Origin of the sequence: Amycolatopsis sp. NPDC049159 (genome assembly GCF_040648295.1) — a bacterium.
Taxonomy (GTDB): Bacteria; Actinomycetota; Actinomycetes; order Mycobacteriales; family Pseudonocardiaceae; genus Amycolatopsis; species Amycolatopsis pretoriensis_A.
This window is the reverse complement of the sequence record NZ_JBEZDL010000013.1, coordinates 1-19935: the sequence shown is the minus strand read 5'-3', so window position 1 is coordinate 19935 and position 19935 is coordinate 1. Positions and strand designations below refer to the sequence as shown.

Annotated in this window: 19 protein-coding genes; 8 read left to right on the top strand and 11 right to left on the bottom strand. The window is 72.7% G+C overall.

Features of this window, described 5'->3' with window-relative positions; all coding sequences use genetic code 11:
* Window positions 1-33 precede the first annotated feature (33 nt).
* The gene (locus tag AB0B33_RS24070; RefSeq protein WP_360775531.1) at window positions 34-828 is read left to right on the top strand and encodes an AraC family transcriptional regulator; all 795 of its coding nucleotides are present in this window, start codon (window positions 34-36) and stop codon (window positions 826-828) included.
* Here the strand turns inward: AB0B33_RS24070 and AB0B33_RS24065 are convergent.
* From AB0B33_RS24065 to AB0B33_RS24045, 5 genes are read right to left on the bottom strand one after another with little or no spacing between them, the layout of a single operon-like run.
* Entirely contained in the window at window positions 740-1336 is a 597-nt protein-coding gene (locus AB0B33_RS24065; protein ID WP_360775529.1) for a hypothetical protein, read from the bottom strand. The genes AB0B33_RS24070 and AB0B33_RS24065 overlap by 89 nt on opposite strands.
* Window positions 1333-2025, bottom strand: coding sequence for a hypothetical protein (locus AB0B33_RS24060; protein WP_360775526.1), 693 nt, complete (start codon window positions 2023-2025; stop codon window positions 1333-1335). The genes AB0B33_RS24065 and AB0B33_RS24060 overlap by 4 nt, the downstream gene beginning before the upstream one ends.
* Window positions 2018-2302 (bottom strand): hypothetical protein, encoded by a 285-nt coding sequence (locus tag AB0B33_RS24055; RefSeq protein WP_247024078.1) that lies wholly within the window; start codon window positions 2300-2302, stop codon window positions 2018-2020. The genes AB0B33_RS24060 and AB0B33_RS24055 overlap by 8 nt, the downstream gene beginning before the upstream one ends.
* Window positions 2299-3444, bottom strand: a complete 1146-nt coding sequence (locus AB0B33_RS24050) for a PPE domain-containing protein (RefSeq protein ID WP_360775522.1) — start codon at window positions 3442-3444, stop codon at window positions 2299-2301. The genes AB0B33_RS24055 and AB0B33_RS24050 overlap by 4 nt, the downstream gene beginning before the upstream one ends.
* Window positions 3437-3901, bottom strand: coding sequence for a hypothetical protein (locus AB0B33_RS24045; RefSeq protein WP_247024076.1), 465 nt, complete (start codon window positions 3899-3901; stop codon window positions 3437-3439). The genes AB0B33_RS24050 and AB0B33_RS24045 overlap by 8 nt, the downstream gene beginning before the upstream one ends.
* Window positions 3902-4026: 125 nt before the next feature.
* Between AB0B33_RS24045 and AB0B33_RS24040 the strand changes: the two genes are divergently transcribed.
* Window positions 4027-4572, top strand: coding sequence for a copper resistance CopC family protein (locus tag AB0B33_RS24040; RefSeq protein WP_360775519.1), 546 nt, complete (start codon window positions 4027-4029; stop codon window positions 4570-4572).
* Here the strand turns inward: AB0B33_RS24040 and AB0B33_RS24035 are convergent.
* Window positions 4569-5936 carry an APC family permease gene (locus tag AB0B33_RS24035; RefSeq protein WP_360775516.1) on the bottom strand — a complete coding sequence of 456 codons (1368 nt, stop codon included), beginning with the start codon at window positions 5934-5936 and terminating at the stop codon, window positions 4569-4571. The genes AB0B33_RS24040 and AB0B33_RS24035 overlap by 4 nt on opposite strands.
* Before the next feature lie 168 nt (window positions 5937-6104).
* Between AB0B33_RS24035 and AB0B33_RS24030 the strand changes: the two genes are divergently transcribed.
* From AB0B33_RS24030 to AB0B33_RS24010, 5 genes are all read left to right on the top strand, one after another.
* On the top strand, window positions 6105-6605 hold the full coding sequence (locus tag AB0B33_RS24030; RefSeq protein ID WP_360775513.1) for an Lrp/AsnC family transcriptional regulator: 501 nt from the start codon (window positions 6105-6107) through the stop codon (window positions 6603-6605).
* A gap of 111 nt (window positions 6606-6716) precedes the next feature.
* A complete protein-coding gene (locus AB0B33_RS24025; RefSeq protein ID WP_360775510.1) occupies window positions 6717-8084 on the top strand; it encodes an aspartate aminotransferase family protein in 1368 nt (455 codons plus the stop codon).
* A 631-nt stretch (window positions 8085-8715) separates the two neighbouring features.
* Entirely contained in the window at window positions 8716-9924 is a 1209-nt protein-coding gene (locus tag AB0B33_RS24020; protein ID WP_247024072.1) for a cytochrome P450, read from the top strand.
* A gap of 30 nt (window positions 9925-9954) precedes the next feature.
* The gene (locus AB0B33_RS24015; RefSeq protein WP_247024071.1) at window positions 9955-10344 is read left to right on the top strand and encodes a hypothetical protein; all 390 of its coding nucleotides are present in this window, start codon (window positions 9955-9957) and stop codon (window positions 10342-10344) included.
* Window positions 10345-10346: 2 nt separating this feature from the next.
* Window positions 10347-10985 carry a response regulator transcription factor gene (locus AB0B33_RS24010; protein WP_360775506.1) on the top strand — a complete coding sequence of 213 codons (639 nt, stop codon included), beginning with the start codon at window positions 10347-10349 and terminating at the stop codon, window positions 10983-10985.
* A 350-nt stretch (window positions 10986-11335) separates the two neighbouring features.
* Here AB0B33_RS24010 and AB0B33_RS24005 read toward each other — a convergent pair whose 3' ends face one another.
* The 5 genes from AB0B33_RS24005 to AB0B33_RS23985 all read right to left on the bottom strand — a co-directional run bounded on the left by AB0B33_RS24005 (window position 11336) and on the right by AB0B33_RS23985 (window position 17776).
* Complete coding sequence (locus AB0B33_RS24005; protein ID WP_360775503.1) at window positions 11336-12478, bottom strand: S8 family serine peptidase; 1143 nt, start codon at window positions 12476-12478, stop codon at window positions 11336-11338.
* Window positions 12479-12489: 11 nt separating this feature from the next.
* Window positions 12490-14607, bottom strand: a complete 2118-nt coding sequence (locus AB0B33_RS24000) for a hypothetical protein (RefSeq protein ID WP_360775500.1) — start codon at window positions 14605-14607, stop codon at window positions 12490-12492.
* 139 nt (window positions 14608-14746) lie between these two features.
* On the bottom strand, window positions 14747-16096 hold the full coding sequence (locus AB0B33_RS23995) for a protein kinase (protein ID WP_360775497.1): 1350 nt from the start codon (window positions 16094-16096) through the stop codon (window positions 14747-14749).
* 219 nt (window positions 16097-16315) lie between these two features.
* On the bottom strand, window positions 16316-16774 hold the full coding sequence (locus tag AB0B33_RS23990) for an HNH endonuclease (RefSeq protein WP_360775494.1): 459 nt from the start codon (window positions 16772-16774) through the stop codon (window positions 16316-16318).
* A gap of 63 nt (window positions 16775-16837) precedes the next feature.
* Complete coding sequence (locus tag AB0B33_RS23985) at window positions 16838-17776, bottom strand: ferulic acid esterase (protein ID WP_360775491.1); 939 nt, start codon at window positions 17774-17776, stop codon at window positions 16838-16840.
* A gap of 153 nt (window positions 17777-17929) precedes the next feature.
* Between AB0B33_RS23985 and htpG the strand changes: the two genes are divergently transcribed.
* Entirely contained in the window at window positions 17930-19834 is a 1905-nt protein-coding gene (gene htpG, locus AB0B33_RS23980; protein WP_360775488.1) for a molecular chaperone HtpG, read from the top strand.
* The last annotated feature ends 101 nt before the right edge of the window (window positions 19835-19935 follow it).

Sequence of the window (19935 nt, the reverse complement as noted above, 5' to 3'; positions counted from 1 at the left end):
CGTGGGCGGCCGCCGTCGGGCACCATGGTGCCGATGGCCGAGCCGTACCCGGTGGACGTACCCGCGAGCGGGTACCTCGTCGTCCGCGCTTCGGGCGCGGCGGCGGCGCGGGCGGCGATCCTCGGCGGCGCCGCCGCTGCCCCCGCGGACATCCAGCTGCTGCTCCGCTGCCCGGTGCCGCGGGCGGTCGCCGAGACCGGCGCGAAGCTGACCTTCGCCGACGCGACGCTGCACCTGCTGCCGGCCGAGCGCGGGGTCGTCATGCTGACGGTCGCGGCGGCGAAGCTGTCCATCTCGTTCGCCGAGCTGAGACCGCTGATGTTCCGGCCGGTCGAAGTGGACGCGCCGCTGCGGGCGCTGTTCGCGAGCGCGGTCGCCCACGTGCTGGCGGCCGGCCCGCGGCTCGACCCGCACGGGCTGGCCCACCACCTGCTGGGCCTGGCCGAACTGGTGCTGCGCAGCGCGCTGCGCGTGGAGCTCGACCGCGTCGACGCGCTGGCGGCCCGGCGGCGCGAAGCACTGGAGTACATGCGCTCCCACCTGGCCGACCCGTCGCTGACCGCGGACAAGATCGCCGAAGCGCTGTACATCTCGCGGCGCCGGCTGTACCAGCTGTTCGACGACGGCCAAGGCGTCTCCGAACGGCTCAAGGGCCTGCGGATCGAACGCGCGAAGGCCGTGCTGGCGGACCCGGCGACGGCGGGCCGGGGGATCGCGGAAGTCGCGCGGGACTGCGGGTTCACCAGCGCCCCGCACTTCTCGCGGACGTTCCGCCGGGCGACCGGACAGACCCCGCGCGAATACCGGGAGCGGGAGCTGCGGGGCTGAGGTCGACGCCGGCGACGAGCGTCCCGGCCAGCCCGGCGACCTCCAGCCAGCCCCGCCCGCCGGGGGAGTGCAGGGTGAACACGGCCGCGCGCGGGCGGTCCGGGTCGAGCACGACGGCCTGCAGCTGCGCGCCGGACAGCCCGATCCGCTCGACGATCACCACCGGGTAGCCGCGGCCGGTCCGCGCGCTGCTCACCTCGCGCAGGCCGGGTGTCGTGTCCGCGACGAAGTGCTGCAGGTCCGCGGCTTCTTCGAGCGGGACGTCCACCGGGACGACGCCGGCGATCAGCAGCGCCGGGTCCGCGTCGCGGTGTTCGACCAGCGCCAGCAGACCCGCCCGCTGCTCGTGGGCGATTTCCGCGGACTGCACAGCGGCGGCTTCGAGGCCGAGGTCGCGCGCGGCGTCGGGGCCGCGCAGGCGCGCCATGAGCGCGTGCAGCTCGGCCGTGGTGCGCTCGACCGAGTCCAGGGTCACCGGGGTGATCCCCGGTACGGCGGGCAGCTTCACCGGCCACCCAGCGCGGCGGCGAACGCGGACACGGCACCCGGCGGCGGCGTCACCGGCGCGACGGGCGTGCGCGCGACGGTCACGCCCAGCTCGCGCCCGGCGGCCGAGAACGTCTCCAAGTGCCGGCCCAGGCCGCGGAAATCGGGCGCGGACGGCAAGGGCGCACCGTCGCCGAGGGCCCGCAGCCGGTCCGCGACGCGGGCCGCTTCGATGGCGTGGACGCGTTCGAGGTCGCGCGCTTCGGTGAGCACCCGGTCGAGGTCCTGCCGCCGGTCCGCGAGCCGCGTGCGGGCCGCGGCGAGGGTGCCGGCGGTGCCGGGGGCGAACTGCGCTTCGGTTTCGGCGCGCTCGACGTCGTCCTCGGCGTCGACCACGGCCCGGCGCGCGGCCCCGGCCCGGACGTCGAGCTCCTCGGCACGGCGGTGGTGGGCGACCAGGGTCCCGGCCCAGCCGTCGAGCACGCCGGCGGCCGCTTCCATGGCCTCCGGTGCGGTGGCGAGCCCGGTCGCGGCGCGGCCGGCGCGCTCGGCCAGTGCCCGCGCCGAAGGACCGGCCCAGTCGGGGATCTCGCCGGGCGGCCGGATTTCCCGCAGGCGAGCGGCGGCCGCGGTGCACCGGCGGGCCGCTTCGGCGACGGCGTCGGGGTTGCCGGGCACCGGGTCGAAGCCGAGACCGCGGAAGTCAGCCATCGGCGCGTCCCAGGCGTTCCGCGGCGTCCGCGTCGGCGGCGCGGTAGGTCTTCGCCGCGGCCCGGACGCTCTCCGCTGAGCCGGCGAAGTCCTCCTGCACGCCCCCGATCCGGCCCGACCACTCACGAGCGAGCGCGGCCAGGGCGCCCGAAACCGCGGGCGGGCCCAGGTCGCCGACGTCGAGATCGGGCACCGCGGCGCCGTACTCCCCGGCCGTGTCCGCCAGCGTCCGCGCGAGGGCGTCGAGGGCGGCCGGGTCGGCGTGGAAGCCGGTCATTCGCCGAACACCGGCGGGTAGGCGGGCGGGAGGTCGTCGAGCAGGTCGTAGCCCGACCCGTACTTGTCGCGGTGCTCGGTGTCCTCCTCGCGGCGCGCGCCCTGGCCCGGCGGGTACATGCCGTACCCGCCCGCCGTGCCGCGTCCGCCCGTCGCACCGGGGCCGAAGCCGCCTGGCCCGGCGCCGCCGACCCGCCCGGATCCGGCCTGCCCGGCTTCCCCGAGCGCCCCGGAGCCGATCAGCCCGCCGAAGCCCGGCCCGGCGGCACCGGTCGTCGCGGCACCGCCCGGCCCGATGGTGCCGTCGAGCGCGCCCGGCAGCAGCCCGGCTCCCGTGAGCGCCGCCGGCAGTGCGGACGCCGTCGACGTCGTGTCGCCGGCCGGGGAGCCGGGAGCCGGGTCGACCCGCGGGTCGGTGGGCGGGTCGGGCTCCGGGGGATCGGGCGGCGTCGGGGGCAGGGGGACCCGCGGGATCCGGTCGCCCGTCACGCTCACCTGCGGTGCGGTGTCGAACGTCGGGAGGCGGTGGCGGACGTCGTGGCTCGCGCTCTCGTACTGCTCCATCACGCGGACGGCCGCAGCCTTGGCGTCGTCCGCCTGCTTCTTGGTCGGGTGCTTGTCGTCGAGCAGGTCGTCCAGCATGTACGCGCCTTCGGGCCCGTCGAGCCGCTTGACCGCGTACCCCTCCTGGAACCACTTCTCGGCCCAGTAGTGCACGGGCTCCGGCATCTTCTTCCGCGCCTCGCCGATCGCCGACGTGTACGCGTCGAGGCCGTCGCCGATCTCGCGGGCGTTGGTGCTCGCCGTGCTCGCCCACGCGGTCAGCTTGCCGATCGAGTCCGCGGCCCGGACCGCGGCCGGGCCGCGCCACGACAGCAGCAGGCTCTGCACCAGCTTGTGGACTTCGCTCGTCTCCGCGTCGACGCCCTTGGCCAGCTCGGCCCACCGGTACGCCTGCTCGCCGAGCTTCGGCGGGTCGGCCGACTGGATCATGTCCCACAGCTCGCGGTGGTCGTAGCTGTCCCAGTGGATCTTGCCGAACGACTCTTCGCGGCGGTTGGCTTCTTTTTCGCGGCGGACGCGCCGCGCCTTCCGCTTCTGGCGCGCGGTCGGCTCGTGGTTCGTGGAGTGGAACTCAGGCATCGCGCTCACCCGCCCGAAGGGCCTCGGCGGCGTCCTCGTCGTTGAGCCGGTGCGTCGTGGCCACGTTCCCGAGCGCTTCCCGCAGCGAGGCCAGCTCGGCCAGGTACGACCGCAGCGTGACCTGCACGCCGCCGGCGTCGGCCCCGCCCCGCAGCCGGAACGAGCCGCGCATCCAGTGCGCCACCGGGCCGTGTCCGTCGGCCAGCGGGACGCTCAGCTCGGCCGCCGCCGCGAGGTGCTCGGACAGGGCCTGGTAGCGCGCGTCGATGTCCGCCTTCGCCTTCTCGACCTGGTCGTAGTCCAGCGCGATGACGCCGGCGTCGGCGACCAGCCCGGCCGAGCCGCCGCCCTCCGGCTTCGCGACGTCGGCCGCGTTCTCCTGCGGCTTGTTCGCTGCCAGCCGATCTTCCTCGCGCAGCTGCTTGCGCGCATCGGCTTCGTCCCGCACCGTCGCCATGGACGTCCTTCCCTCGCCACCCAGGCGTCCATCCTGGCCAATCCGCGCCGCGAAGAGAAGTAGGCCCGCCGCGGCTGCACGGGTGGACACGAAGACTGCACGGGCGGATAGGGCAGGATGTCCGGATGATCCCGCGTCGTGCCCGTCGTGTCTCCGGAGCCGTTCTCGCCGCTCTCACCGGGCTGGTCGTGCTCGCCGGACCCGCGTCGGCCCACACCGAGCTGGAGTCCAGCTCCCCGGCCGAAGGTGCCGCGCTCGACACCGCTCCCACGCAGGTCGAGCTGAAGTTCGGCGAGCCGGTGACGCTGCCGCCGGACCCGATCGCGATCGACGGCCGCGACGGCGTCAAGTGGAAGATCGGCACCCCCGTGGTCGAGGGCGGGGTCGTGACGGTGCCCGTGACGCCCGCCGGTTCCGCGCAGGCCTACTCGCTGGCCTGGAAGGTGGTCGCGAAGGACGGCGACAACGTCAGCGGCACCGTGCGCTTCACCCTCACGGCGCCGGTGACGAAGGCCGCGGCGACCGGTTCTGCCGCGACCGGTTCCCCGGCGCCCGTCACCCTCGAGTCCGCGGGCATCCCGAAGTGGGTGTGGGTGCTGGTCGCCGTGGCCGGGCTGCTCGCGGTGATCGTCGTCGGCATCCGCCGGCTCCGGGGCCGGCCGAAGGACTAGTCCCGCGGGACCGTCACGACCCACCGCCCGGGACGGCGGCGCAGGTAGCCCCACCAGTACAGCGCCGACACGGCCAGCACGCCCGCGGTGATGCCGAGGTCGAGCGCGCTCTGCTCGACCAGGACGTAGGCCAGCGCGGCCACGGCGAGCACCGGAACGACCGGCCAGGCCGGCATCCGCCAGACGTGCGGCTTCCGGTGCGCCGCCCGGCGCGCGGCGAGGGCGGCGGCCGCGACGCTGAGGTAGAGCGCGACGACCGCGACCCCGGTGACGCCGCTGAGGGTCTCCACCGGCACGAAGCAGAGCACCGCTTCGGACAGGCCGACCACGAGGGTCGCGACCCACGGCACGCCGAAGCGCTCGCTCACGACGCTCATCGCGCGGTTCACCGGCGCCGGCCACGCCTGGTCGCGCGCGGAGGCGTAGAGCACGCGCGAATTCTGGATGACCATCACGATCACCGCGTTGACGATCGCCGCCGCGATGCACAGGCTGATCGCGGCGCCGACGGTGGAACTGCTCCAGCCAGTGACCAGCGCGGTGACGTCGACACCGGCGAGCGCGGCGGCGTCCGGCACGGCGAGGGTGATCGCCACGACCGGCACGAGGATGACGACGGCGCTGATCCCGAGCGTCCAGAACACCGTCCTGGCCACGGTGCGGCGCGGTTCGCGCATCTCTTCGGCGAGGTAGACGGCGGTGCTGAAGCCCTGCACGACGAACAACGCGACGGCGAGCCCGGCGACGACGGCGATCAGCCCGATCCCGCTCGTGCCGAGGCTCGGCTTCACGAGCACGGCCGGGCTCTGCGTGGTGTGCGCGAAGCCGAGCAGGGAGACGGCGAAGATCGCGACGATCTCGATGACCAGGAAGACGCCGGTGATCCAGGCGTTGGACCGCAGGTTGAGCAGGCCCATCACGGTCGAGCCCAGCATGACGAGCGCGCCCGCGACCGAGGGGCCGATGTCGACCACGGCGGCGAGGTAGTCGGCGACGCCGATCGCGATGATCGGCGGCACGACGAGGATCACGATGAACGAGAGCACGAAGGTCAGCCAGCCGGCGAAGCGGTTCGCCACGGTCGTCACCATCGCGTACTCGCCGCCGGCGCTCGGCACCAGCGTGCCGAGTTCGGAGTAGCAGAAGGCGATCCCGACGCAGAGCAGCACCGCGAGGGCGATGGCGAGCGCGGTGCCGGTGCCGAGGTCGGCGAACAGCGGGGGCACGAGGACGAAGAGCGACGACGCCGGCGTCACGCAGCTGAGCGTCAGCAGGGTGCCGCCGCCGACGCCGATGGACCGGGTGAGGGTTTTCTTCGCCTTGGCGGTGGCTGCGGTGTCGGGCGGGGCGGGAGTGCGGGGCATGGGCGTTCCCTCCGGCCGGGGCAAGGTGCGACGGATGGAACAGCACCGATTCGGTGTTGTCAACGCCACTTGGACGACTAAATCCGTCGTCTGGTCGGGCCGGTGACTTCGCATTCGGTGACGGGCCGTAGCGCGTGCCGCGGTTGCCCGGCGTCGGGCGCTTCGGGGATGATCCGGGGCGTGAGCAGCCAGGACACCCCCAGCCGGCCCGCGCCGCCGGTGCTCGACGACATCTCGCGGCAGATCATCGCGCAACTGCAGGAGGACGGCCGGCGGGCGTACGCGACGATCGGCAAGGCGGTCGGCCTGTCCGAAGCGGCGGTCCGGCAGCGGGTCCAGCGGCTGTCGGACTCCGGCGTCATCCAGATCGTCGCCGTCTCGGATCCCTTGCAGGTCGGGCTGTTCCGGCAGGCGATGATCGCGATCACCGTGGACGGCCCGCTCGAGCCGGTCGGCGACGCACTGGCCGAAATGGACGAAATCGCGTACGTGATCCTCTGCGCCGGGCGCTACGACCTGCTGTGCGAGGTCGTCTGCGCGGACGACGAGGCGCTGCTGCAGCTGATCTCGACGCGGATCCGCGCGCTGCCCGGCGTCCGGCACGCGGAGGCGATGGTCTACCTCAAGCTGCGGAAGCAGACCTACCAGTGGGGAACTCGCGGAGCGTGACGACGAAATCCGAAGGTGTGTCCCCAGTGTTAACCACGAATTAGTCGCCGAAATTCGGCTGGACGACTGAATCGCTTGCGAAGGGCGCTGGGGGCGTGCGATAACCGAGGCATGACCGACGCTTCGAGCCTCGCCAAGGCCGCCCGCGAGAACCTCTGGATGCACTTCACCCGCCACTCGACCTACGACGAGACCGACGTCCCGGTGATCGTGCGCGGCGAAGGCCCGTACATCTGGGACGCCCGCGGCAAGCGCTACCTCGACGGACTGGCCGGCCTGTTCGCGGTCCAGGTCGGCCACGGCCGCGAGGAACTCGCCGAAGCGGCCGCGCGGCAGACGAAGCAGCTCGCGTACTTCCCGCTGTGGGGCCACGCGCACCCGACGGCGATCGAGCTGGCTTCGCGGCTGGCTTCCGCTGCTCCGGGTGACCTCGACCGCGTGTTCTTCACCGTGAGCGGCGGGGAATCGGTCGAGACGGCGTGGAAACTGGCGAAGCAGTACTTCAAGCTCGTCGGGAAACCGGGCAAGCACAAGGTGATCAGCCGCGCGCTGGCCTACCACGGGACGTCGCAGGGCGCGCTGTCGATCACGGGTATCCCCGGCGCGAAGGCGGACTTCGAGCCGCTGGTGCCGAGCAGCCTGCGCGTGCCGAACACCAACTTCTACCGCGCCCCCGAGCACGCGGACGACTACGAGGCTTACGGGCGCTGGGCGGCGGACCGGATCGAGGAGGCGATCGAATTCGAGGGTGCGGACACCGTCGCGGCGGTGTTCCTCGAGCCGGTGCAGAACACGGGCGGGTGTTTCGTGCCGCCGCCGGGGTACTTCGCACGGGTGCGGGAGATCTGCGACAAGCACGACGTGCTGCTGGTGTCGGACGAGGTGATCTGCGCGTTCGGGCGCGTCGGCTACGACTTCGCGGCGAAGCGGTACGGGTACCAGCCGGACATCATCACGACGGCGAAGGGGCTGACGTCCGGGTACGCACCGCTGGGGGCGGTGCTGGCTTCCGATCGGTTGATGGAGCCGTTCACCCGTGGGGAGACCACGTTCATGCACGGGTCCACTTATGGGGGGCACCCGGTTTCGTGCGCGGTCGCGCTGGCGAACCTCGACCTGATGGAGCGGGAGGACCTTTACGGGCACGTGCTTTCGCGGGAGTCGACATTTCGGTCCACTTTGGACAAGCTGACCGAGCTGCCGATCGTCGGGGATGTTCGTGGGGCGGGGTTCTTTTACGGTATCGAGCTGGTCAAGGACAAGGCGACCAAGGAGACTTTCAGCGCCGCCGAGTCGGAGCGGGTGTTGAGGGGGTTCCTGTCGGAGGCGTTGTTCGAGGCCGGGTTGTACTGCCGGGCTGATGATCGGGCTGAGCCCGTGGTGCAGCTTTCGCCGCCGTTGGTTTGTGATCAGGCGCAGTTCGATGAGATGGAGCAGATCCTGCGGGACACGCTTACTCGTGCTTGGGAGCTGTTGTAGGCCGGTTGATGGCGTGCTCGGTGGCTGGGTTTTTCGCTGGGGCGATGATGCGGGGCGTCGATGGTGCTCGGCTCGGCGTGCTGATGCGCTCCCGGCTTAGCGCTGCCGCGGAGGTGCGGCGGCGGGCGCGGAGGCTCGGTGGCGGGCGCGGATCGGCTGCGGTCACGGTGTTTCAGTCGCCATTGCCATTGCCATTGCCATTGCCATTGCCATCGCTGTCGCTGTCGTCGGCGGCGGGCGCAGCGGTAGCCATTGCCGCAACCGTCGGCGGCGGGCGCAGCGGTAGTCATCGCCCCATCCGCAACCATCGCTGTCGCGGCCGTCGGCGGTGGGCGCTGTCGTCGGCTTCGCCGGGCGCTGTCGGCCGTGGAAGTCGTCGCCCTGCTCGTCGTTCGCGCGATGCGGGCAAATCGGGCGGTTTGGCCTCCGGCCCCCGCAATCCACGATACCGGGCAGGACCGACAGTTTCGGTCCTCCGGGCAGCGGCAGTGGCCCGATCGGGCGGGGTACTCGCGCTTTCCGCACGGGCACCCGCTTTCTGAGTACCGTGGATCGCGGGGGCCGGGGGAATGGCCGGTGACCGGGCCGCCCGTGGACGTGGGGGCCGGCCGCGCATCCGGGAGGAGAACCGATGACCGCCGCCACCGGTAGTCCGCGACTGCCGTTCGATCGGCCCAATGCCCTGGAGATCGCGCCGCTGTTCGCGGTGTTGCGGCGGGAGGGGCCCGTGGTGGCCGTGACCACGCCGGCGGGGGATCCGGCCTGGCTGGTCACCGGGTTCGAGCAGGTGCGCGGGGTGTTCACCGATCCGCGGTTCGGGCGGTCGCACCCGGTGCCCGAGGAGGCGTCGGCGTTGTCGGATGCCGCCGTTCTCAGCCGGCCGCAGGGTGATCACGAGACCGAGCACGTCGAGCACGCGCGGATGCGGCGGATGCTGGTGCCCGCCTTCTCGGCCAACCGGATCCGGCGGCTCGCCGGGCACGTCCAGGAGCTGGCCGACGGCTGCTTCGACGCGATGGAGCGGGCCGGCGCCGGTGGCGGGCCGGTCGACCTGCACGAGCACCTGTCGTTCCCGCTGCCGGTGCTGGTGATCTGCGAGCTGCTCGGCGTCCCGTACGAAGACCGCGACACGTTCCGCGTGCTGTCGGAGCGGATGGGCCGGATGGACATCGGCACCGGCGCGGACGAAGCGCTCGACGAGTTCGCCGGTTACATGGGGCGGCTCGCGGCGGCCAAGCGGCGCGATCCCGGCCAGGACGTCGTCTCGGACCTGGTGCGCGCGCAGGCCGACGACCCCGCGTTCGGCGACGACGACCTCGCCCGGCTCGCCGCCGGCCTGCTGTTCGCCGGCCACGAGACGACGTCCAACCGGATCGACCTCGGCGCGCTCTACCTGCTCACCGACCTCACCCGCCGCGACGCGCTGGCCGCCGACCCTGAGGGGCGCGTGCACGGCGTCGTCGAAGAGATCCTGCGGCTGTCCGCGCCGGGCGGGCTCGGCATCCTGCGGTACGCGCACGACGACGTCGAGCTCGGCGGCGTCAAGATCGCGCGGGGCGACGCGGTGGTGCTGTCGCTCGCGGCGGCCAACCGGGACGAGACGGCGTTCCCGGACCCCGAGGCGTTCGACCCCGGCCGCAAGCCGAACGCGCACGTCGCGTTCGCCTACGGCGGCTGGTTCTGCATCGGCGCGAGCCTCGCCCGCACCGAACTGCGCGTGGTTTTCGGCTCGCTGTTCCGCCGCTTCCCGGGGCTGCGGCTGGCCGTCGACGTCGATGAACTCCAGGTCCGGACGAACCGTGTCACCGGGGGAGTGGACCGCGTGCCGGTCCTCTGGTAGACAACGGCGGCCGGGACCGGGAGGAAAAGCGTGACCCTGTGGGACAAGCTCGGGATGGACGACAAGCTCGTCAAGGTGCTGAAGGAAATCCCGGCGGGCCCGGACGCGGGGGACTTCGGCCCGGCTTACGTCACCATCCACCAGCTCGCCGTCGAGCTGGACCAGCGGTTTCCCGAGGTGCGCAGGCAACTGGACGTCCCGCTGGGCGGCGGCGCGACCCGGCACGCGGGGCTGGTCGAGCTGCTCGGCAAGGAGCTGGTGGAGAAGATCAAGCGCTACGGCGACGTCTACCCGATCGAAGCCGCCCAGCTGTCGGCGGTCCGTTTCCGTGAGCTGCGGCTGCGCGGCCCGGGCGGCCGCGACCTCGTCGGCGCGTCGAAGACGGACCTGCCGCTGATCCGCCTGCGCCCGAAGGACTGAGCGTGGTCGCGCCACCGGTCCGGGTCCTGGTGGCCGAACGTGACGAGACGGTCCGCGCCCGCCTGGCCGCCCTCCTCACGCAGGCGGACGGCATCGAGCTGATCGCGGCGGCCGGCGACGCGACGACCGCGCGGACGACCCTCCGCCGTCGCCTCCCGGACGTGGTGCTGCTCGACCTGCGCCTGGGCCCCCTCGGCCCGGTGTTCCGCCGCCCGGCGGTGCTGGTGCTGGCGACGTTCGATTCGGACGCGGGCATCCTCCGCGCCCTGCGTGATGGGGCGGCGGGTTTCGTGCTGCGCTCGGCGCGGCGCAACGAGCTGCTGAAGGTGGTCCGCCTGGCTGCGGACGGGCACGTGGTGCTCTCCCCGGACGCCTCCCGCCGGTGGGTTTCGTCGGCCACCCGGCTGTCCGGACCCCGCGACGAGCGCCTAGCCCAGGTCGACCGCCTGTCGTCGCGGGAGCGCGAGGTGCTGATCGGGGTGGGCTCGGCGCTGACGAACGCGGAGATCGCGGAGAAGCTGGGGATGCCGGAACCGCTGGTGCGCGATTGCGTGGCGCAGGTGGTGCGCAAGCTGGGGTGCGCGCACCGCACGGAGGCCGGGCTGGTGGCGTACGAGCGGGGGTTGTGCCGGCCGGGCTGAGCTGGCGCTTGCTGCGGGGTCGGCGACCGAATCGAGCCGGCTGCTCGCGGCGGCTCTGGGTTGCGTGGCGGGGGCCGCGGTGGGCGGGTCGCTTGAGGTGGGCCGGGTTGCGTGGCGGGGCCGCGGTGCGGGCGGGGTAGGCGGTGCGGACTGGGCTGGCTGCTCGCGGCGGTCCTGGGCTGGGTGGCGTGCCTGCGCTTGCTGCGGTGCGGGCGCGGTGGGTATTCGGCGAGAGTGGCGGCCGGGCCTGGGCGCGGCCTGCGGGCGTGCCGGGTCGAGATGTCAGTGCGCGCCCGGGGTGAGCTGCCCCGCCGGGGCGGGGCAGCTCACGTCTTCCCCCGGGAACTCCCTCAGAAGCCGGCCAGGCCGTTCGGGGTTCCCGCTCCCGTCGGGGCGTCGTAGCCCGGGCCCGCGACGCACAAGTAGTCGCCGCCGCACTTCTTGCCTGTCCCGGTCGGGTCGTTGGTGCCCGTTGTGATGTCCACGAACTGCCCCGCGTGGGCGTACAGGTCCGCCGGCTGTGCCGCGCCGGCATGGCCCGAACGGCCGTACAAGCCCGCCACGAACGGTGCCGAAGCGCTGGTTCCGTTCACCGGGAGCCAGCCGCCCGCGTCGGTGTTGTACACCGCCAGGCCGTCTGCCGCCGCCGCGATGTCCGCCACCGTTCGCTTGCCGCAGTGGGAGTCCTTCTGCCACGCGGGTTTCGCGATGTACGCCGAACAACCGCTGCCGCCGTACTCCCACGCCGACTCCGCCCAGCCTCGCGCGGAGTCCGGGTCGCGGGCCAGCGTCGTGCCGCCGACCGCGACCGTCGAGGGCAGGACCGCCGGGTAGCTCGCCGCCGTGAAGCCCGCGTCGCCCGAGGAGGCCACCACCGTCACGCCCGGGTGCAGGTAGTGGCTCGCGTACGCCAGGGGCGCGCCGCCTTCACGGGCGCCGTAGCTGTTCGACACCACCTTCGCGCCCAGGCGGACCGCCGTGTCCTCCGTCTCGGCCAGGTCCGCGAAGCCCGGTGAATTCCCCTCCACCACCAGGATGCGGCACGACGGGCACGCCGCCGAGACCATCGAGACGTCCAAAGTGGACTCCAGGGCCCAGCCGAAGCTCGCGGCGGGCAATGGGGCCGGTGCGCCCTGCTGGTTCACCTTGCGGAAGCAGCCGTTCGCCGTCGTGCACGGCGGAAGGCCGTACTGCGCCCGGTAAGTAGCCAGGTCCGCCTCCAGGTTCGGGGCGTCGTAGGCGATCGAAATGCCCACGACCGTCTCCGGGCCCGCCGTCGACGGCAGGCGGTAGGCCGACGCCAGGTCGTCCGCGCCCCAGCCGGCCGGGCCGTCGGCCAAGGCGCGGGCCGGGGCGTACGTCGTCAGGCAGCGCAGCAGGCCCGGGCCCGGATCCGGGCACGCCGCGCGGGCGGCCGGGGCCGCATTCGCGGGCGGGGCGGACAACGCCACCGACACCACCGCGGCCAGCACGCCGATCCCTCTTCTGTTCACAGTGGACTCCCTCAGGACTGGTAGACGCGGTAGGCGGCGGTGATCGTCTCGGCGATCCTCGCCCCCGCGGTGTCGGACGCCGTGACGCGCAGGGAGACGTCCGCGCCGCGGAACGAGTCCGTGGCCGCGGTGAAGTCCGCGTGGAAGAGGCCGTCGCCGCGGGCGGTGACCGTCGCGTCCTGCCAGGTCACCCCGTCGGTGGAGTACTGCACCGTCGCGCCCGCCACCGGCGACGCGGTGCTCCGCTGGAGGTGCCCGACCGTCAGGTCCAGGCTCTGCGGACCCACCAGCGCCGACCCGTCCGGACGTAGTCCGCCGACCGCGTACCCCAGCGTCAGCAGCGGTTCGACGCCGCATGCGCGGTCGGGCCCCGATCCGCCGCGGGCGCAGTAGAGCGCCGCCGGGAGCGTCGCGCCCTCGACGTGCCGCGACCGCCACGTCCATTCCGTGTGGGACGCGGTGCTCTGGCGGTACATCGGCCCGGTGCGGCCCGCGTCGATCGTGAGCCCCAGCGTCGACGGCCCGGCCGCCACGGCCTGCTCGGCCGACACCTCGGTCGCGCCCACCGGGCTGCCCTCGGCGATCGTCGCGCCGTCCTGGGTCAGCGTGTAGTGCCCGGTGACGGTGTCCCGCACTTCGCCGTACAAGCCGAACCCGGTGTGGCCGGGCTGGTTGTCGCTGAACGGCGTGATCGACAGCCGCAGCAGGTCGCCGGCGCGCGTCGCGGCCGGCCGGACCGGTGCGGTTCCGTCGTCGAGCGGCAGCAGGGCGACGCCGCCCGCGGGGTGCAGCGGGAAGCGGTTCCAGTCCTCGGTCACGGAAGTGCCGCCCCGGTAGGCGTGGAACGACTCGTACTGACCCCCGGCCCACCCGGCGAACGGCCCGGGCAGGACGTACTTCGAGAACCCGCCGAACCAGCGCAGGTCCGGCGCCGCCGAGACGTACTCCGTCTGCCTGCGCGGCAGCGGGATCGGGTGCGACACCCGCCCGCCGCTGTCCTCGAAGGAGAACATGCCGCTGCGCTGCCGCAGCCCCAGCGAGGAGAACTCGCTGAAGTAGGTCGAGTCGACGGCGGCGACGTCCTGCGCCGTGATCACGTACCGCTGCGGGGGAATCCGGCCCACCGCGGCCTTCTGCAGCACGTACTCGTACGGCGTGCCCGGCCCGGGCGGGGACACCAGCCTGCTGTACGGGTACGTCTGCAGCGCCCCCGTGCGCACCGGGACCGCGGTCGGCGACACCGCGATCGGCACGCCCGGCCCGGCGTCGAAGTCGACGACCAGCGCGGGCCCGGTCTTCGCGGCCCGGCGGAACAGGAACCCGGTGTCGTCGAGCAGCGCGGGCCGCGGGGTCACCCACGTCAGCTTGCTGGACGCGCGGGCGGCGTCGACGCGCACGGTCGTGTCCGCCTTCACCGCGAACTCCGGCTGCGCGCTGAAGCGCACCTCGGTCGGGTTGCCGTCGGCGTCGGCCGTCCAGAACAGGCCGAGTGCGCTGTAGTTCCCGTCCGGCGCGCTGAACTTCGCCGTTCCCCCGGAGAAGTAGTTGAGGTTTTCGTTCGGGTCGAGGAGGTTCCCGTCGTCGGTGTTGTACAGGAACGCGACGCCGGTGTCGGCGGGCTTGCCGCCGATGTCGTTCGCGTCCACCGAAACCGTGCGCATGACCGACCGCGGCTGGGCGGCCGGCCGCGTCCCGGCGAGGGCGAAGCTCTTGCCCGCGGCGAAGAGCCCGGTGCCGCCGAAGTGCCCGCGCGCGTTGTCCTCCTTGAACTGCCGGGCCAGCGCCGCGCCGAACGTCGACGGGTCGGCCGGCAGCGCCGCCCCGGCCCGGAGCGCCTGGAGGTCGAACAGGCTCAGGTCGAGGCCGCGCCCGAGGTAGGGGAGCGCGGTGCCGGGGACCTCGTAGTCCCGGTCACCGAGGCGCAGGTGCACGAGCGCCCGCGCCATGCCCTTCGCCGCGGCCGGGCGCACGTCGTACAGCGACCGGCCGTCCGGCGCGCTCCGGACCGCGACCCGGTCACCGGTGATCAGGGTGACGACGTCGGACGGCGTCCCCGCGACGGCGGCCGGCGGGGCGAGCCCCACCAGCCCCGCGAGCAGAACCGCGAGCACCGTGAGATTTCTTCGCACTGGCACCTCCCTGTGGTGGTTGATCACCACTACCGACGGGCCGGACGCCGGGGGAGTTGAGCCGGGGTCTCGATCTCCTGGAATTACCCCGATCGGATCAACGACGGATTGTCAGGACCGGCTCAAGGGGCACCGGCTTTCACAGCGTCCGGCAGGTGACGGCCGGGCGGTCACCGCCGGTTCCGCTGCCCGTCAACGCGATCAAGCCGAACGTCGTCGTCGCGTTGGCGTTCAGCTTCGCGTTCCACGCCGCGTTGTCGACCGTCACCGTGGAGCCGTCCACCGTGTAGGTGCCGTTCCACAGGCCCGTGATGCGGTGGCCGTCCGGGAGGGTCCAGCGGACGCTCCAGCCGGAAAGGTCCTCGTCGTGGTCGTTGCGGACCGTCACCAGCACCTGGTAGCCGCCCGGCCAGGAGTTCGTCACCTCGTAGCTGGCCGCGCAGCCCAGGTCGGCGGTCGTCGGGGTGGGCGGGGTCGACGGCGGCGGTGTGGCCGTGACCGGGACGGCGATCGGCGTGCTCTCCGGGACGAGCGCCGTCCCGATCAGCACCCCGGCGGCCAGCAGGACGGCACCGGCCGCCCCGGCCAGCACCAGGCGGCGCCGGGGCCGGCGGACGCGCAGCAGGCGCGTGCCCGTGCGCGGCCGGGGGCGCGGCGGCGGCAGCGGGCGGCCCTGCGTGACCGCCTCGAACAGCTGCTGGACCTCGGCCATCGACGGGCGCGCGTCCGGGTCGCGCTGGAGGAGGCGGGTCAGGACCTCGGCGAGCGGGCCGTCGTGCTTCGGCGGCGTGACGTCCTCGCGGGCGACGCGCAGGAGCAGCGCGATCGGGTTTTCGTCGGTGCCGAACGGGGGAACGCCTTCCAGCGCGCGGTAGAGCGTCGAGCCGAGCGAGAAGACGTCGGCCGGGAAGCCCGCTTCGCGGCCGTTGGCGACTTCGGGGGAGAGGTAGGCGGGGGTGCCGGCGATGAAGCCGCCGCCGGTCACGGTGCCTTCGCCGGTCGCCCGGGAGATGCCGAAGTCGGCGATCTTGGCGACGCCGTCCTCGCCCATGAGAACGTTGCCGGGCGTGACGTCGCGGTGCACGATCCCCTCGGCGTGCGCCGCGGCGAGCGCGGACGCGGCCTGCAGCCCGATGCGCGCGACCTCGTCGTCGGGCAGGCACTCGCGATCGGCCAGGATTTCGGCGAGGCTCCGCGAGGGCAGGTACTCCATGACCAGGTACGGCTCGCCGTCCTGCTCGACGACGTCGTGCACGGTGATGGCGTGCGGGTGCCGCAGCCGGGCCGTGAGCCGGGCTTCGCGCAGCGCGCGCTGGGCCGCCTCCTCGCCGGCGGCCCGCCCGATGGCGGCGTCGTAGTCCAGCTGCTTGACGGCGACGACCCGGTCGAGCCGCTCGTCACGCGCACGCCAGACGACGCCCATCGCGCCCTGGCCGACCCGTTCGGCCAGCCGGTAGCGCCCGGCGATCAGCTCTCCTGCGTCGGTCACGACGACCTCCCGGCCTTCCCCGGAACACACGGATCCGGGGGACGATCGGTTCGAGCTTAACGATCCGTGCGCCGGGCTGCCGAGGAGCTGGTGGCTCGCCGGGATCGGGACCGGGCGCTCGGAACCGCCGCCGGGCCCGGCGGCGACTTGGCTGCCGCGATCCCGTCGAACCAGCCTCCGCGGCCCGCCCACCACCGGAGCGGTGAGCGGGCCGCGGGGTCAGGCGACCTGGTGCAGCTGGTCCCACGCCGGCACGTACGGCGTGAACCTCAGCTTCATCCCCGCCTCCGCCGGCAGCTTGTCGGCCTTCCGCGCGTTGCAGCTGCGGGCCGAGCCACCGCACGCGGCCACCGTGTTCAGCCAGGACGTCCGCGCACCGCCGCGGCTCAGCGGCAGCACGTGGTCGATCGTCGTCGCGCGGGCGCCGCAGTACGCGCAGCGGTGGCCGTCGCGGGTCAGGACGCCGCGGCGGGACCACCTCGGTGGCTGCGTATATCGCCACTTCATGACCACGTACCTCAGCAACCGCACGGTCTTCGGGCGCGGGAACAACCCGTACGCGAGACCGTCTTCGGCCTCGTGGATCTCGGCGACGTGCCGCACCAGCATGCGGATCGCGTGCGGCACCGAAACCGTCTGCAGCGGCTCGTAACCGGCGTTCAGGACGAGAACCTTCACAACGCACCTCTTTCCTCTCGGCGGAAATCGTCGCCGAGGGGAAAGAGGTGCGTCAATCGCGTTTCACCACAGGGGATGCGCGCGGAAGAAGCGCCAGATGACCGGGGTCGCGTCGATGACCGACGGCGTCGCCGAATCGTTGTTCGGCTGCGTGCTCGGCCAGACGTGCCCGGCGCCTTCAATGCGGTAGTGCTCGAGCGCGCCGCGGCGGTCGCAGCCGAGCCACTTCTGCGCCACGACCCCGGGAACCGGCGTCCACGACACCGGCGCCGGCCGGCAACCGTCCCTTGTGGACCACGCGGTCAGCCAGTCCGGGATGGCGGGCAGGCCCTTCGCCGGGTTGCCGGTGTACGGGATGGTCGTGTCGGCGGTGCCGTGGAAGTCCAGCACCGGCACCGGGCGGCTCGGGTCGCAGGCACCGCCCTGCGGGTAGAACGCCCCCGAGACCGGCGCGAACGCCGCGATCCGGCCCGCCAGGCGGCACGCCAGGACCCCGACGAAGCCGCCGCCGTTGGACTTGCCCGCCGCGTAGATGCGGCCCGGGTCGACGCACAGCGTGCGCTGCAGCGAGTTCAGCAGGTCGCTGGTGAAGAGTACGTCGTCGGCGGCGGCCGAGTAGGGCGCGCCGGTCCAGGCCGACTCGCCGTCCGTGCCGATCAGGCCCTGGGGGTAGACCGAGATCGCGTCCAGCGCCGAGAAGCCGGACAGCTCCTCCTGGTACTGCGACGTCCGCTTGTGCCCGTGGAACGACAGCACGAGCGGGTACGGCCGGTGCGGGTCGTAGCGGGCCGGCAGGTGGACGGTGTACTCGCGGTCCAGGCCGCCCGAGACGACGTGCCGGGTCGTCGTCGCCCCGGCCGGGGTGCCGGGGGCGCGCCCGCAGCCGGTGGTGCGGACGGGGTGGTCGGCGACGCCCGCCGCGGCGGCGGGGGCGGCGAAAGCGGTGGTCAGGGCACAGGCCGCGGCGAACGCGGCGGCCCACCGGGGAAGGCGTCCGGGCACTCGATCCTCCTTGATCGGCAGCGGGGCGTGGCCAGCATCACACCGGGTCGCGGGCCCTCCTACATTGCGTTCATAAAGTGCGCGGCGGGGATCGTCGGACCCCCTCGGTAGGATCGACCCACCCCGAGGCCGAGAAACCGGAAAGGACCGGAAGTGACCACCCCGATCGAGACGCTCGAGTTCCAGTCGGAAGCGCGTCAGCTGCTCCAGCTGATGATCCATTCGATCTACTCGAACAAGGACACCTTCCTCCGCGAACTCGTCTCCAACGCCTCCGACGCACTCGACAAGCTGCGGCTGGAGTCCTACCGCGACAAGGACCTCGAGGCCGACACCACCGACCTCCACATCGCGCTCGAGACGGACCCGGCCGCGCGGACGCTCACGGTGCGCGACAACGGCATCGGCATGAGCCGCGAAGACGTCGTCGCCCTCATCGGCACCATCGCCAAGTCGGGCACCGCCGACTTCCTGACCAAGCTGAAGGAGGCCAAGGACGCCGCGGCGTCGCAGGACCTCATCGGCCAGTTCGGCGTCGGCTTCTACTCCAGCTTCATGGTCGCGGACAAGGTCACCCTCGTGACCCGCAAGGCGGGCGAGACCGAGGGCGTCCGCTGGGAGTCCACCGGCGAGGGCACCTACACGATCGGCCCGGTCGAGGACGCGCCCCAGGGCACCGCGGTCACGCTGCACCTCAAGCCCGAGGACGCCGAGGACCACCTCTACGACTACGCGTCCCCGGCGAAGATCCGGGAGATCGTGAAGAAGTACTCCGACTTCATCACCTGGCCCATCCGGATGACCGGCGAGGCCGCCGAAGGCGAAGAGCCCAAGGCCGAGACCGTCAACTCGATGAAGGCGCTGTGGGCGCGCTCCTCGAGCGAGGTCACCGAGGACGAGTACCACGAGTTCTACAAGCACGTCAGCCACGACTGGCAGGACCCCCTCGACACGATCCGGCTGCAGGCCGAGGGCACCTTCGAGTACCAGGCGCTGCTGTTCCTGCCCTCGCACGCGCCGATGGACCTGTTCCTGCGCGAGCGCAAGCGCGGCGTCCAGCTGTACGTCAAGCGCGTCTTCATCATGGACGACTGCGAGTCGCTCGTCCCCGAGTACCTGCGGTTCGTCAAGGGCGTCGTCGACGCTCAGGACCTCTCGCTCAACGTGTCGCGGGAGATCCTGCAGCAGGACCGGCAGATCCAGCTGATCCGCCGCCGGCTGGTGAAGAAGGTCCTCTCGACGGTCAAGACGATGATGACCGCCGACGCCGAGAAGTACGCGACGTTCTGGCGCGAGTTCGGCCGGGCGGTCAAGGAGGGCCTGCTCGACGACTTCGAGAACCGCGAAGCCATCCTCGAGATCTCGTCGTTCGCCTCGACGCACGACGCGGAGAAGCCGACGTCGCTGCGCGAGTACGTCGAGCGGATGAAGGACGGCCAGGAGCACATCTACTTCATGACCGGCGAGTCCCGCTCGGCCATCGAGAACTCCCCGCACATGGAGGCCTTCCGGGCCAAGGGCTTCGAGGTGCTGGTGCTGACCGACCCGATCGACGAGATGTGGGTCGACTCGGTGCCGGGCTTCGACGGTAAGCAGTTCCAGTCCATCGCCAAGGGCCAGGTCGACCTGGAGTCCGACGAGGACAAGAAGGCCACCGAGGTCGCCCGCGAGCAGCAGAGCAAGGACTTCGAGGGCCTGCTGTCGTGGATGGGCACCGCGCTGGGCGAGGACGTCAAGGAGGTCCGGCTCTCCTCGCGGCTGACGACGTCGCCGGCGTGCATCGTCGGGGACACCCACGACCTGACGCCGACGCTGGAGAAGATGTACCGCGCGATGGGCCAGGAGCTGCCGCCGATCAAGCGCATCCTCGAGCTGAACCCGGAGCACGGCCTGGTCACCGGCCTGCGGGAGGCGCACGCGGCGCGTCCGGAGGACGAGGGGCTGGCCGAGACGGCGGAGCTGCTCTACGGGATGGCGCTGCTCGCCGAGGGCGGTGAGCTGGCCGACCCGTCGCGGTTCATCAAGCTGCTGGCCGGCCGCCTGGAGAAGACGCTCTGACCCCGGACTGCCGCAGCTGGTCGTGAGTGTTCAGGGCGGTTGGAACAACGGCGACCGGTTCAAGCTCAAAGCCGCCAACTGGCACGGCGCGAGCGGGACGT